We start from the raw sequence: 13,424 nt of genomic DNA on the forward strand, positions 1-13,424 counted from the left end.
TGGCCGGGCTAGGCGCTACGATTCTTCGTTCCAGGCATCCAATTGGGCTAAAAAAGCCTCGGCGTGGGCCAGATGAGCGTCCCGCTTGGCCTCACTCATCTTGTCGAACATCTTCACCAGCATGCCCAGGCGGGGGTTACTGGTGAAAAAGTCGCGGTTGACGTGCATGAACCGCCAGAAAAGACCGTCCCAGGTGGCTTGCCAGTCGCCCTTGGGCCAGTCGCCCATCTTCAGCAAATAGTTGCTGCCGCTGATGTAGGGCTTAGTGGTCATCAGGCCGCCATCGGCAAATTGCGTCATGCCGTACACGTTGGGCACCATCACCCAATCGTAGGCATCGATGTACATTTCCATAAACCAGCGGTGCACTTCGTCGGGGTCGAACTCGCAGAGCAGCATAAAGTTGCCCATCACCATGAGCCGCTCGATGTGGTGGTTGTAGGCCCCGGCCAGCACCTTCTCTATCACGATGTCCACGGGCCCGATGCCCGTGGTGCCGGTCCAGAAGGCCTTGGGAATTTTACGCTCGAAGCCCCAGAAGTTGCGGGTGCGTTGCCGCCGCCCTTCCCGCTCATACACGATGCGGATGAACTCGCGCCAGCCCACAATCTGCCGCAGAAAGCCTTCCAGTGAGTTCAGGGGCACGTCGTGCCGGGCGGCGTGGGCCAGCGTGGCATCAATAATCTGCTGCGGACTGAGCAGGCCGATGTTCAGCATGGGCGTGAGCAGGGCGTGGTAGAGCACCGGCTCGTGGGCCACCTGCGCATCTTCGTACACGCCAAACTTGGCCAGCCGCCGCGCCAGAAAATCAGTCAGCCAGGCCTGGGCGGCCTCGTGCGTGGTGGGGTAGCGGAAATCGGCGGCCCGGCCGTAGTGGTCCGCGAAGTGCGTTTCGACGTAGGCAATGGCCTCGCGGACTTCGGCCGTGGGCGCGGGCCAGGGCAGCGCGGGCACGGTTTCGGTTTTGGGAAACTTCTCGCGGTTGTCGGTGTCAAACGTCCATTTGCCGCCGGTGGGCTGCCCATCGGGCTCCAGCAGCAGGCGGCGCTGCTTACGCTGGGCCACGTAGAAATCGGTCTGGAAATACTTCTTGCGCCCCGCGAAAAAAGCGTCGCCGTCCTTCCGCTCATTTAGGAAATTGGGGTTGCGATGCACCGTGAGATTGATTCCGGCCCGGGCGGCGGCCTTTTCGATGCGCCGGTTCAGCCAATCGTCCACCGGGTCGATGACGTGCAGCTCGCGCAAGCCGGCAGCCGCCTCCTGGGCAATCCACTGGCGCACATCGGCGGTGGGCTGGCGCGCTTCCACGTACTGGCAGGTAAAGCCGCGCGCCTCCAGCCGCTGCCGGTAGGCCTGCATGCTGGCCCGGTGCAGCACCAGCTTCTGCTGATGAAACCGAAACTGCGTGAAAAACAGCGGCTCCTCCAGTAGCGTCACCGGCCGTTCGGAGCGCAGGGCCGCGTGCTCGTCGTAGAGCTGGTGGGGGAAAAGCAGGAGGCACTCGGGAGGAATGGCAGGCATAGCAGGCGTAATAATGGGCGCTAGTGCTACAATTGGCGGCGGGGAAGGTTCGGGCGCAGCCGTATATCAGCAAGACTACAGATGTCTCAACAGCCCATTATCTTGCCCCACAGTTTAAGAGTACAGAACATCTTTTAACTATTCACATTAACCTCCCTGTACTACCCATAAATATTTATGATACAACGTTATATAAAGCTTGTCCCTGTTATTTTTCTGGCTATTTGTTCTTTCATTACTGTTGTGACTGCAATTCAGGGCAACATCATACTCGACAGTGAATCCTATGATTTTGCGCCCACCGCAAAGCACTATTGCTCCTTCCCAATTTTAGCCCTTGCTACCCTGTCTTTCTTCCGTTTTCGCGGTTTTTACAAGTACATGTTAGCAGCAATTCTACTGCTAACGCTATTCAACATCATAAGCTTTACGCCAACACAACATTCGTTTAATATCGGTTACGAAGATTCCCAAATACGGCTTAATTTAGTGGCTTTAGCTTTCGGCTTATTAGTTTATTTGACCAATACCGACCAAATAAATAGTGCCGTCCTAGCCGCTTTGAAACCATCTGAAGGAAAAGCCCGGCAACAGGAATTAATCGTAATCGAGGAATTCAAATACAGATTCGCCCGAAAAACATCGGAGGAACTAACCCGAATTATTTCTGCTAATGCGCTTGTTCCGGCGGCGATAGCAGCAGCCCGGCATCTGCTTAAAGACCGTCAGTAATCGAAACTAAAAAAGCCGCCTCGTCTCCGAAGCGGCTTTTTGATACTCAGCGACGGCCGGGGCCAGGGCTGGGAAATTACAGCTTGACGGCAACTACCGGCTTGGGGGCAGGCTTCACGGCGGCGGTTTTGCCGCCTTTCATGCAGCAGGAGCTACCGGCGGCCATGCCACCTTTCATGGAGCAGGTTTCTTTCTTGGCTTTTTTACCGTCTTTATCTTGGCCGTCCTGGGCGAAAGCGGTGCTGCCGGCGAAGGCAAAAAGGGCGAGGGCGAGCAGGGTCTTTTTCATGAGAAACGAAGTTAAAGTGAAGGGGTGAAACCGGATGCCAGCGACATCCGCAACCCTAAGATACGCACCGGCCGGACTTAATTTCCCCGGCGGGCGTTCTATTTCAGCTTGGCTTCGAGCAGGGCGATGATTGCCGCGTTGCCGGTCTCCCTGGCCAGGGCTAGGGCATCCTTGCCGTCGTCGTCTTTGGCCCGGGCATCGGCCCCGCTGGCCAGTAGCAGCGCCACCATGGCGGCGTTGCCTTTGCTCACGGCAGTCATCAGGGCGGTGGTTTTGAAGGCGTCTACTTGGTTCACCTGGGCTTTGGCTTGCAGCAGGAGCTTCACCACCTCGAGGCTGTTGTTGGTGGCGGCCGTGATGAGGTAGGTGGTGGCCGAGCCCGGCACGATTTCGATGGCCGCGTTGGGGTCGGTGCCGGCTTTAAGCAGGGCTTCGGCCGTGGGCAGGTCGCTTTTCAGCACCGCTTTTTTCAGGCTTTGGGCGGGCGTGGGCGTTTGGGCCTGGGCGGCAGTGGCGAAACAGAATAGGGTAGCAACAAATAACAAAACGCGCTTCATATCCAGATTCAGCAATATATTTTGAGCGAAACAATCCACAAAGATGAACCCGGCAGGGGCGCGAATTGCGCTAAAAAGGCCGCTGCGATGATAATTACAAGCCTTTGCCCGAAAAGTAATATCTCAGGGCGGGGCGGGCCGAACGTTGTGGGCAGTGGCTTGTTAGGGATTACGGTTTCCTTTTTTAAGCTAGTGGCTAAAAGCTGTTAGCTATTCGCTTCCCTCATGTCCCTTCGCCGTATCGCCCACTTAGCCCTGCTGGTGCTGGGCCTGCTTTCCGCCCTCAGCGCCTATTACGTGGCGCAGCTGCGCTTCAACTACAATTTCAACGACTTCTACCCCGCCGGCGACCCCGACCTCGACTACTACCAGGGCTACACTCGCCGCTTCGGCAACGACAACGACTACCTGCTGCTGGGCCTGGAAGCACCCGCCGGGCAAACAGTTTTTGCGCCAGGCTTCCTGGCCCAGGTCGATTCGCTAACCCGCCTGGCCCGGCGAACGCCGCACGTAGTGGCCGTCACCTCCCCCACCACCATCAGCAACCCGGTGGTGGAAGGGCTTGGCTTTTTCAACCTGCCCTACCTGCACCCGGCCGAACCCGGCCGCCGCGCCGCCGACTCAACCCTGATTTACCGGACGCCCGGCCTGGTGGGCAACGTTTTCAGCGCCGACGCCCGGGCCGTGGCGCTGGTCATCCAAACCACGCCCAACCTTAAAAAACCGCCCGGCGACTCGCTGCTGGCCACGTTGCGCGGCGGCCTGGCCCAACTGCATTTCCCGGCGCAACGCTACCACTTCGCGGGCCGGGCCGTAGCGCAATCGGTGTTTGTGGACCGGCTGCAGTGGGAGCTGGCCGTGTTCATGAGCCTGTCGGTGCTGCTGGTGACGGGGCTGCTCTGGTTCACGTTCCGGACGTGGTGGGGCGTGGTGCTGCCGCTGGTGGTGGTGCTGGGGGCCATATTGTGGGGCCTGGGCGTGATGGGGGCCAGCGGCATCAGCATTGACCTGATGACGGCCTTGCTGCCGGTGATGATGTTTGTGGTAGGCACTTCCGATACCGTCCACATCATCACCCGCTACGTGAGCGAATTGGGCTACGGGGCCAGCAAAAAAGCCGCGTTGTGGGTCACGCTCAAGGAGTCGGGCTTTGGCTCCGGGCTGTCGGCACTTACCACCAGCCTGGGCTTTTTCACGCTGATGACCAGCACCATTCGGCCGATTTATAACTTTGGGCTCTTCACGGGCATCGCGGTGCTGCTAGCCTTTGTGCTCAGCTTCACGCTGCTGCCGGCACTGCTGCTACTGCTCAAGAAGCCGCAGCTGCGGGTGCCGCGCGCGCAGGGCCACAGCTGGGACGGCGTGCTGGGTCGCCTGTTCCGGACGGTGCTGGTGCGCCGGCGGCTGATTTTTGTAGTGAGCGGACTAGTACTGGCCGCCTCCATCGGGCTGGCCACGCGGGTGCGCATCAACTCCGTGATGCTCGACGACTTGTCGAAAAACGACCCCGTGCGGCTGGATTTCGGCTTCTTCGAGCAGAAATTCGCCGGCGTGCGCCCCTTCGAGCTGGAGCTAAAGCCCGTCGGCGGCCGCGACATCTACGACCTGGGCGTGCTACGCCAGACCGAGCGCATCGAAAACTACCTGCGCGACACCTACGGCCTGCGCTTCGCCGCCTCGCCCGTCACGCTCGTGAAATCGGTGCGCAAAGCCCTCAACGGCGGCGGCCTGGCCGAGTACCGCCTGCCCACCGATTCCGGGGAGCTGGCCCGGCTGCGCGGCAAGCTCAAGCTCTTTCGCAAAAAGCCGGAGTTCCGGGCCCTGGCCCTGCCCGATGGCTCGGCCGGCCGCCTCACGGGCCGCATGGCGGATGTGGGCAGCATCCGCGCCGATGCCCTCAACGATGCCCTGCGCCATTACCTGCGCACCAGCATCGACACCACGGTGCTGCGCACTCGCCTCACGGGTTCGAGCAACCTCATCGATAAAAACAACGAAAACCTCACGCTGAACATGATAACCGGCATGAGCATCGACATTGTGATGGTCATGATTATCGTGCTGGCGCTGTTCAAATCGTTCCGCATGACGGTAGTGGTGCTCATTCCCAACCTCGTGCCCATCCTCATCGTGGCCGGAGTGATGGGCCTGGCCGGCGTGAACATGAAGGTGAGCACGAGCATCATCTTCACCATCGCCTTCGGTATTGCCGTCGACGATACTATTCACTTCATCAGCAAGTTACGCCTCACGCTCAGCCACGAGGACAATCTGTTTAAAGCCGTGAAGCATACCTACCTGCTGGCCGGTAAAGCCGTCATCGTTACCTCTCTGATTCTGGTGGGCGGCTTTTCCACGCTGCTGTTTTCGTCGTTCGATGGCACGTTTTACGTGGGGCTGCTCATTGGCCTCACGCTGCTGTTCGGCGTGGTGGCCGAGCTCACGCTGCTGCCACTGCTGATTCTGTTTTTCTACCGGCACAAGCCCCGAGCCGTGGTTCAGCAGGAGCTGGCCGTACCGCAGGAGTAGGCCGGCTCTGGTGCAGGATTCTTGGCCTTCGTCCCTGCGCTGCTTAAGCCCAGTGCCGCGGGGAAAGCAAACTAATAGGTCCGTGCTATATCGCCAGCACAACAGCTGGTTGTAAAACCCATGTCTGTTGTGAATATCGGCGCTGACCGTGCTTCTACCGGTGGTGATGATGGCTCTGGTATTTCGCTCAGCACAAGCTGTTACAGGCATTCTTGCCTAGTTACACCCGTCGCGAAGTGGAATGTGCATGGTTGTGAAAACAGAATCGGTTATTCGCGTGTATTTCATGGCTTAAGAATAGCAATACAACTTCTGGCTTGCCAGCTAGGCCAATCCAAGCCGAAGCGGCTGAAGAATCACGATAACCGCTTTTCTGCTCAGCAGCCCATTTCGAAATCATGGAAAAACCGCTCAAAGCACCCGCTGCCTCCGAAGTAGCCAAAGAAAAACAGGAGGCTGAAGAGCGCAGTGCACCCAGTGGCAAGGTTGTGTACCGCACCATTTTGGCCGAAGGCGAAGAGGAGTTGAAACGCCCATCGGCGGCGCTGTTCTGGTCGGGGCTGGCTGCTGGGCTTTCGATGGGCTTTTCGATGCTCATGGAAGGGCTGCTGGCCAGCCACCTGCCCGACGCACCCTGGCGGCCGCTGGTGGCCAAACTGGGCTACAGCGCGGGCTTTCTGGTGGTTATTCTGGGCCGGCAGCAGCTATTCACCGAGAACACCCTCACCCCCATCCTACCCCTGCTGCAACATCTCAACCTAGCCACGCTGCGCAATGTGCTACGCCTGTGGGCCATTGTACTGGTAGCTAACATGATTGGCGCGTTGGCCGTGGCGCTGACCGTGGCGCACACCACGGCATTCGAACCGGAGGCGCAGGCCGCTTTCGCCGAAATCGGCCACAAGGCGCTCGCCCACGGGTTCGGCACCACGTTGCTAAAAGGCATATTTGCCGGCTGGCTGATTGCCCTCATGGTGTGGCTGCTGCCCTATGCCGAATCGGCGCGGGTGCTGGTTATCATCTTCATCACGTACCTGGTCGGCATCGGCGAATTCAGTCACATTATTGCGGGGTCTATCGAAACGTTTACCGTGGCGGCTATGGGCCAGGCCAGTTGGGGCCAGGTAGTGGGCCTGTTCGTCGTCCCGACCCTGTTGGGCAACATTCTGGGCGGTACCACCTTGGTGGCGCTGCTCAATCACGGCCAGGTTACGGCCGGCGAATTGGAGGCAGAAATATAGGCGCGTCCGTATCACACTGGCAGTGCGGTCAAGTTACGCCCTAAGGGACCAACTATCGGCTTGCAAAGGAGGGCATTGGTTTCTAGCTTTGTGTTTCAAAGTTCTTTTCACATGACGCATTTTGTTCCTCCTGCTTCCATTGTGCGCCGCATCTGGGGCTCGTCTGACACCGTGCTGTTCATCTTCGCCGGGGCCGCCGCCGAGTTTGCCCTCAACAAGGCCGTCGATTGGCTGTATTTCACCGGCCGCCTGCCCGCCGACCCGCTGGGCCGCCTGTTTTCGACGGTGGACTACGCCCGCCGCATCGTGTTTGCCGACCGCGCCGGGGCCGAAAAGGCCATCGACAGCATTGCCGCCATTCACGCGGCCGTGGAAGCCAGGCGCGGGCAGGCCATTCCGGCCTGGGCCTACCGCGACGTGCTGTTTATGCTGATTGCCTATTCCATCCGGGCTTTTGAAGTGTTGGAACGGCCCCTCACGCCGGCCGAATGTGAGGAGATAACCGCGGTTTTCTGCCGCGTTGGGCAGCGCATGGGCATTCCCGATTTGCCGGATTCCTACGCGGCTTGGCGGGTGGCGCGGCGGCAGCACCTGGCCGCCGACACGGCCGCCAGCCCCCTCACGACCGATTTGTACCAACAATACCGCAAGCACCTGGGCGGCCCGCGCTACCAGCTGTTGCGACTGGTGCAGGGCCTGGTAGTACCCGAGCGGGTACGTCAACTACTGGGCCTGACCGGTGGTGCAGCCGTGCGCCCAGCCGTGGCGGCCTACCGCGCCACCCGCCACCTGGCGCTGAGCCAATGGGCCAAAAGCGCCATGCTGCCCGCCGAATACCGGGCCCGTATTCAGGCCCTCGATGCCGCACCGCCAGCCGCCGAAACGCCAAGCCCCCTGCTGCTCCGCCGCTGCCCGATGCACTGAGGGTTCCAAATAATCAAATCCTAGGCCCGCCAAGCAGGCATTGTGACCTTGTTTACTGCCCTTCATGCTCGGTTATTTTATGCTTCACTTTCGCAAACGTTACTTCCTGGTTGCCTGTGGCTTGCTTCTTACCGAAGTCGTTATTGCGCTTTACGCGCACGACCAAATCATCCGGCCGTACGGGGGCGATTTGCTGGCTACCGTTTTCCTGTACTGTTTGGTACGCAGCTTCGGGGTGGCCCGGCGTGCCCGCATCCTGATGGCCGTGCTATTGATTTCTTACCTGATTGAGGGGTTACAGTATCTCGATTTGCTGAGCTGGCTGGGATGGCAGCATTTCCGGCTCGCCCGGATTGTGCTCGGCAGCCATTTTGCCTGGGGCGATATGCTGGCATACTCGCTGGGGGCGCTACTGGTGCTAGCCGCCGAAAACCTGCGCAGACCGGCCGGCTCCGTTCCGGCAGCGGCCGGGCAGCCTGCGGCAACGGCGGCACTTCAGAAACAGCGAAGCAACCATCCGGCATCAGTTTAACTCATGCTGGTGCCATGCTGAAGTTGCATTGCCCCGGCGTGCTAGTTGACCCGCGAAAAATTCAGCCTGCACGGACGAACCGGCGGCACTTTCGAACGGGCTTCAGCGGTTGTGTGGCGCATAAGGCTTATTTTTACCAAAAAACTGATGATGAAGAAATATATTTCCGGGGCTGCGGCCCGGTTGCTGTTCCCAATGCTCGTGGCGGGTGCCGCGCTGGCCACCACCTCGTGCTCGAAGGATTCGCCGGCAGTGGTTACTCAGCAGGATTTCTCGGCCGCCGATGATGCGGCCATCCAGAAATACTTGGCCGACAACAAAATCACCAACGCAAAAAAGCAGCCTTCGGGTCTGTACTACATTCCGGTCATCACCAATCCCAACGGGGCGCAGGCCACGGCGGGGCGCAGTGTTTCGGTGCTTTACACCGGCACCCTGCTGGATGGGACGGTCTTTGATGCGTCGTCGCAGCACGGCAACACGCCTATTTCCTTCACACTGGGGGCCCGCCAGGTCATTGCCGGTTGGGACGAAGGCATTGCCCTGATGAAAAAAAATGAGAAAAGCATCCTATTGATACCGTCGGGCCTGGCTTATGGCTCGCAAACGCGTCCCCCCGTTATCACGGCAAATTCAATTCTCCGCTTCGAAGTAGAGCTTACCAACATTCAATAGTCTGAATGTAAGGCATTGGCCGGAAAGCCCTCGTTTCCAAATGTGGAAGCGAGGGCTTTAATTATTTAAGCAGTAACCGAAAGCACACCTACTCGGGCCAGCAGGGCCGCGTGGTGCGGGGCACGGCTGAGCATCGTTTCGTTGCCGAGCAGCACGAGCTGCTGGCGGGCGCGGGTGAGGGCTACATTGAGCTTGCGGTCGACCTGCCCGGTTTCGTCGGGCGATACCATGAGCTCGAGCTGGTGTTCGTGGTGGCAGCAGAAGCTCACGATGATGACTTCGCGCTGGCTGCCCTGGTAGCGTTCCACGGTATCAACACTGATTTGGGCGAGGGACGGCAATTGCAGCTCGACGGCCAGCTGGGCCAGCCGGGCGCGGATGCGGGCCGCCTGGTTGCGGTAACTGGCAATGATGCCGAGCGTGGTCTCGGGGTTGAAAGCCACCCCGTAGCCCTGGGCCACGTAGGCGGCGGCGCGGGCCGCCAGCTCAGCTTCCTCGGCCGATTCCTTCATGGATAAATCCTCGGGTTGGCGGCGGGTGGGCACGAAAACCACCCGCTGCCGGCGCAGCGCGGCGGTTAATTCATCGGCGTCGGCGGGCCAGGCGGCGCGGTCGAGCGGGGCCGCTTGCCAGGGCTGCGGGCAGCGCAGCTGGCCGTCGTAAAAATCCTGGTTGACGAGCACGGCCAGCGCCTCGTGCATGCGATACTGGTCGGCGAGGGTGCCGTGGGCGTGGGGCCAATGAGCCTCAGCGCGCCGAAACAGGCGCTCGAAATAGGAGTTTCGCAGGTTGGTGAGACCGAGGTTTTCGCGCAGCAAATCGGCCACTTCGGCGGCCACGGCGCTGGTTTCAGGCTCCTGGGCTACCACGGCGGGCAGCTGGCGGTGGTCGCCGATGAGGATGAACTTCTTCACCTTAGCCAACAGGGCCAGCATTGGCGATTCCAGCACCTGGCTGGCCTCATCCACCACCGCCACATCGAACTGCTTGAGCATGAACAGCTCGGGTTTGCCCAGCAGGCTGGCCACCGTGCCCACGTAAAACGGCGTGCCGGTGAGGCGGGCGCGCACGGTCTGGCGACTGCCGCAGTCGGCAATCATGGCATCGAGCAGGTACGGCCGGTACTGTGGCGACGTCCCCAGCCGCGAGCCCACCCGAATAAACGGCAGTTTTGCCTCCACCAGCTGTTCGCAGATTTCGTCCACGGCGCGATTGGTGTAGGCGGCCAGCAGCACCTGCTTGTCTTCCTGGTACAGCTTGACGGCCAGCTCGCGCAGTACGCTCCGCGTTTTACCGGTACCGGGCGGCCCGCAGAGCACAAACCAGTCGGGCGCGGCCAGGGCGCGGGCCACCACTTCGGGGGCCGTGGTAGCGGGCGCGTTGGCGGGGCTCCAGCCCTCGGGCTCGCGCGGGCCGGTGCGGGCCAGCAGGCGCTGGCGGCGGTCGGCGGGCAGCATCAGAAAGGAAGAGAGGCCAGCCCACTCGCGCCGAAAGGTATCGTAGGTATCGGGTTCCAGGGCCCAGTGGGAATGGCCCAGCAGGTAGCGCGGGGCCATGCGGCGGTTGCGCACGCTGAGCACCACGCGGCCATCGGCCCCGAGGTCTTCGGCCAGCACCACTTTGACTACCTGGCTGTCGAGGGGACTTAGGGTCCGGGACGCTTCGGGATTGGAATTTCCGCTTTCTGCTATTGCGGAAGCTGCAGTTTTCCTGCGCGGATACAGAATGAGCGTGTCGCCGGCCCGGAAGTTGACTTCGCGGCCCCCGGCCGGGCGCTGAAAGATGAGGTGCGGGCCAAGGCCATCGCGGGCATCATCGGGCGCACCGCTGTGGTTCTCGATAAGTTCGAGGTCATCAAGGAGGCTGAAGTTTTGATACTTGCGGGCCTGGGGCAGCAGCCAAAGGCCGGCCTGCCCGCCGGCGTCGCCGGGGCGGGCTTCGTCGCCGAGCAGGGTCAGGCGCATTTCGCGGGCCGAAAAGCGGGCCAGTTCCAGGCAATAGGCGCGCTCCACGGGGTCGGCGGCGGCCCAGGCGTTGGCCACTTTTTCGGCTTTGGCCTTGCCGAAGGGCGGCAGGGCCATGAGGTTGGGGTGCAGCACGGGGGCCAGCAGGGCGGCCGTCTGGCGGGGGCCGGTGGCGCGGGCCAGCTGCAGCTCGGTGCCCACGAGCTGGTTGCGGGCCGAGATAAGGCGGTCAATCAGGTCCTGGTCCTGGTCGACGCGGCGCACGGCGGGCTGGCCACTGGCCGCGTTCGAGTACAAAATACTGGTGCGGCCCCGGCCGGCGGTTTCGCCATCGGCCCCGAACACCGATTCCAGCAGCAAACGGTAGAGCTGGGCTTGGGCCGCGTGGTTGGTCCAGGGCTCGGCGTGGGGCACTTTGGTGGAGCTTTTCAGTTCGACCAGGTCGTAGCCGGTGCTGCTTTCGTGCAGCAAATCGAGCCGGCCCTGCAAGCCATAGGTCGCCGACAGGAAGGTGGGCTCCAGAAAGCAGTCGGCCAGATTCAACGGCTCCTGCTGGTAGCCAGTACGGCTGGCGGCTACGAAACCCAGGGCGCGGGTTTCGCGCAGGGTGCGGTGGTGGCGGCGCAGGTCGTTGAGCAGCTCCGGCACGCCGGTACGGGTCTGGAACTCGGGCAAGGTGCTGAGCGAGAGCGGCGCCGAGCGGAAAAGGCGGCCCCGAAAGAACGTTTCCAGGTCGAATTCCTTAACAATTACTGACTGGCTGTCAACCGATGACGGTTTCGATTCGTTGGCCTCGGCTTCTTCCTCCTCAGCGGGAGCAGTGGCGGGGCTAGCTAGCTTCGCCAGACGCTCCAGTTGCTGGCGTTTTTCGGCAGCTTCCTGCTTTCCTTTCAGCTCTTCCTGCCGCCCGGCGTGGCTTACTTCTTCATCCAGCAGCAGGTTTACCAGGTTGCCGAGCACCAGCGGGCGCGAGGTTTCATCGGGTAGAAACGCGTTCAGCAGCGCCCATTCGGGGATGGTTCCGTCGCGCTGGGCGCATTCGGCAATGGTCGTCACACTGATGAGGTAGTCGGGCTCGAGTACTACGCGGCGGGCGCGCACGCTGCCATCGGCCAGCAGCACCGGGCCGATGAGGTGTAGCGTGGGATGCAGGGCGGCGGCCAGCGGCAGCACGTTTTCGTAGGCCGCCGGCAGCAGCAGGCCAAACGGGCCGGAGGGGCGGCCATCGGCGGGCGCGGCCATCTCGACGGTGAGCGTGCCGGTAGCCAGGTCGGCGTGCACCACCCGCACGCGCCAGGTGGTGCTGGCAGCGGCCTCGGGAATATGCGAGGCAGCGGCAGCGGCTAAGGCGGGCGTGGTGGCGGCTTCGGCAATGGGCTGGGGCAGCGCTGGGCCAGCGTAGGCCGTGCCCGTGAGGTGCAGCACCAGCGCCGCCACCGCTGCAAAACCAGTTGCGGCCTCGGCGCGGGTGCCGGCGTAGCTTTCGTGCACCACGAGGTTGGCGGCCAGGCGCAGGGCTTGCAGCTGCTGGCGCAGGGCGGCGGGCAGCTCGTGGGAATAGGCAGCCTGCCCAATGGCCTGGTTGAGGTCGATAAATGGGGCTTCGCGGGCCTTACAGTCGTCGCGCAGCACGGTTTCGAGCAGCTTACGCAGCTTGGGCAACTGGTCGGCGGGAGCGGCAGTGGCATCGGCGGCCAGGGCGGCGAGACGAGTGTAATAGCGGGCAGGCATGAGCACGAGGGTAGATTGGAACGTTAAATATACCGCTGCCACTGCTTGCCGCCGGAGGGAATGAACCACGGCAGCCGGGCATTTTGGTAAGCCCAATTCCCCCATGGCTGCGGATTGCCCGTATGAAACGCCGTAATATTTGCCCTTGCTATGTTTCGCTTCCGATTCTCAACTTCCCCCGTTCGCACTACGCTGGTGCTACTGCTGCTCCGGGCGGCCATGCCCGCTGCGGCTCAGGCTCCGGCCGTGAGTCCCGACAGCCGCCTGCCCGGCTTGCTGAGCGAGCGCAAAACCCTCACCGACCGCTACCGCGAGGCCAGCGCCCAGCGCCACAGCCTGTTCGGCAACAAGCCCTCCAAAAAGGACCTTCAGGAGGTGGTGGATGCGCTACAAGGCATTGTGGACAAGGACCAGCAAATAGTGGACGCGCTGAACGAAACCGCGCAGCAGGCCACAACCACTTCGGCCCGGCTGACTGCTACCACTACCCACCTCGAAACCAGCTCGCGCGACGACCGCAACCTCACCGCCCAGCGCCTCTCGGAACTCACCAACGAAGCCGAAAACCTGCACCAGCGCGAGAAGCAGCAGCTCGCCAAAATGCGCGACCTCGAAGCCGAAGTGGCTGAGGCCAAACAGGGCCACTTTGTGCGCGATGCCCTGATTGCGGGACTGGCCGTGCTGTGCGTGGGATTGGTGGTGGTCCGCCGCAAGCGCAGGTAACGCGAC

General features: G+C 61.6%; 11 protein-coding genes. 7 read left to right on the forward strand and 4 right to left on the reverse strand.

The genetic code is table 11. The annotated features are described in order from the left end of the window. Positions 1-15: 15 nt before the first annotated feature. Positions 16-1,521 carry a cryptochrome/photolyase family protein gene (locus ABIB44_RS02360; protein ID WP_354583015.1) on the reverse strand — a complete coding sequence of 502 codons (1,506 nt, stop codon included), beginning with the start codon at positions 1,519-1,521 and terminating at the stop codon, positions 16-18. Positions 1,522-1,698: 177 nt separating this feature from the next. Between ABIB44_RS02360 and ABIB44_RS02365 the strand changes: the two genes are divergently transcribed. Beyond that, positions 1,699-2,253 (forward strand): hypothetical protein, encoded by a 555-nt coding sequence (locus tag ABIB44_RS02365; protein WP_354583016.1) that lies wholly within the window; start codon positions 1,699-1,701, stop codon positions 2,251-2,253. A gap of 76 nt (positions 2,254-2,329) precedes the next feature. Here the strand turns inward: ABIB44_RS02365 and ABIB44_RS02370 are convergent, their stop codons facing one another. Together ABIB44_RS02370 and ABIB44_RS02375 are read right to left on the reverse strand one after the other, a co-directional pair. Further along, entirely contained in the window at positions 2,330-2,542 is a 213-nt protein-coding gene (locus ABIB44_RS02370; protein WP_354583017.1) for a hypothetical protein, read from the reverse strand. Between the two features lie 98 nt (positions 2,543-2,640). After that, positions 2,641-3,099: an ankyrin repeat domain-containing protein gene (locus ABIB44_RS02375; RefSeq protein WP_354583018.1), complete on the reverse strand. Its 459-nt coding sequence runs from the start codon at positions 3,097-3,099 to the stop codon at positions 2,641-2,643. A gap of 225 nt (positions 3,100-3,324) precedes the next feature. Between ABIB44_RS02375 and ABIB44_RS02380 the strand changes: the two genes are divergently transcribed. The 5 genes from ABIB44_RS02380 (at position 3,325) to ABIB44_RS02400 (ending at position 9,000) form a co-directional block, all read left to right on the forward strand. Then, complete coding sequence (locus ABIB44_RS02380) at positions 3,325-5,628, forward strand: efflux RND transporter permease subunit (protein WP_354583019.1); 2,304 nt, start codon at positions 3,325-3,327, stop codon at positions 5,626-5,628. 398 nt (positions 5,629-6,026) lie between these two features. Beyond that, a complete protein-coding gene (locus ABIB44_RS02385) occupies positions 6,027-6,869 on the forward strand; it encodes a formate/nitrite transporter family protein (protein ID WP_354583020.1) in 843 nt (280 codons plus the stop codon). 111 nt (positions 6,870-6,980) lie between these two features. After that, positions 6,981-7,793 (forward strand): oxygenase MpaB family protein, encoded by an 813-nt coding sequence (locus ABIB44_RS02390; protein WP_354583021.1) that lies wholly within the window; start codon positions 6,981-6,983, stop codon positions 7,791-7,793. Positions 7,794-7,872: 79 nt separating this feature from the next. Then, positions 7,873-8,325 carry a ribosomal maturation YjgA family protein gene (locus ABIB44_RS02395; RefSeq protein WP_354583022.1) on the forward strand — a complete coding sequence of 151 codons (453 nt, stop codon included), beginning with the start codon at positions 7,873-7,875 and terminating at the stop codon, positions 8,323-8,325. 147 nt (positions 8,326-8,472) lie between these two features. Then, complete coding sequence (locus tag ABIB44_RS02400) at positions 8,473-9,000, forward strand: FKBP-type peptidyl-prolyl cis-trans isomerase (protein WP_354583023.1); 528 nt, start codon at positions 8,473-8,475, stop codon at positions 8,998-9,000. Between the two features lie 65 nt (positions 9,001-9,065). Here ABIB44_RS02400 and ABIB44_RS02405 read toward each other — a convergent pair whose 3' ends face one another. Continuing rightward, entirely contained in the window at positions 9,066-12,695 is a 3,630-nt protein-coding gene (locus tag ABIB44_RS02405) for a DEAD/DEAH box helicase (RefSeq protein ID WP_354583024.1), read from the reverse strand. Positions 12,696-12,845: 150 nt separating this feature from the next. Here ABIB44_RS02405 and ABIB44_RS02410 point away from each other — a divergent pair, with 150 nt between their 5' ends. Further along, on the forward strand, positions 12,846-13,418 hold the full coding sequence (locus ABIB44_RS02410; protein WP_354583025.1) for a hypothetical protein: 573 nt from the start codon (positions 12,846-12,848) through the stop codon (positions 13,416-13,418). The last annotated feature ends 6 nt before the right edge of the window (positions 13,419-13,424 follow it).

The sequence above is a fragment of the Hymenobacter sp. UYCo722 genome (assembly GCF_040547115.1).
Classification (GTDB): Bacteria; Bacteroidota; Bacteroidia; order Cytophagales; family Hymenobacteraceae; genus Hymenobacter.

Bases quoted from the DNA above. Each gene is read 5' to 3' on its own strand.
- ABIB44_RS02395 (WP_354583022.1), top strand. From the start codon at position 7,873: ATGCTTCACTTTCGCAAACGTTACTTCCTGGTTGCCTGTGGCTTGCTT.
- ABIB44_RS02360 (WP_354583015.1), bottom strand. From the start codon at position 1,521: ATGCCTGCCATTCCTCCCGAGTGCCTCCTGCTTTTCCCCCACCAGCTC.
- ABIB44_RS02370 (WP_354583017.1), bottom strand. From the start codon at position 2,542: ATGAAAAAGACCCTGCTCGCCCTCGCCCTTTTTGCCTTCGCCGGCAGC.
- ABIB44_RS02405 (WP_354583024.1), bottom strand. From the start codon at position 12,695: ATGCCTGCCCGCTATTACACTCGTCTCGCCGCCCTGGCCGCCGATGCC.
- ABIB44_RS02390 (WP_354583021.1), top strand. From the start codon at position 6,981: ATGACGCATTTTGTTCCTCCTGCTTCCATTGTGCGCCGCATCTGGGGC.
- ABIB44_RS02380 (WP_354583019.1), top strand. From the start codon at position 3,325: ATGTCCCTTCGCCGTATCGCCCACTTAGCCCTGCTGGTGCTGGGCCTG.
- ABIB44_RS02375 (WP_354583018.1), bottom strand. From the start codon at position 3,099: ATGAAGCGCGTTTTGTTATTTGTTGCTACCCTATTCTGTTTCGCCACT.
- ABIB44_RS02400 (WP_354583023.1), top strand. From the start codon at position 8,473: ATGATGAAGAAATATATTTCCGGGGCTGCGGCCCGGTTGCTGTTCCCA.
- ABIB44_RS02410 (WP_354583025.1), top strand. From the start codon at position 12,846: ATGTTTCGCTTCCGATTCTCAACTTCCCCCGTTCGCACTACGCTGGTG.
- ABIB44_RS02385 (WP_354583020.1), top strand. From the start codon at position 6,027: ATGGAAAAACCGCTCAAAGCACCCGCTGCCTCCGAAGTAGCCAAAGAA.
- ABIB44_RS02365 (WP_354583016.1), top strand. From the start codon at position 1,699: ATGATACAACGTTATATAAAGCTTGTCCCTGTTATTTTTCTGGCTATT.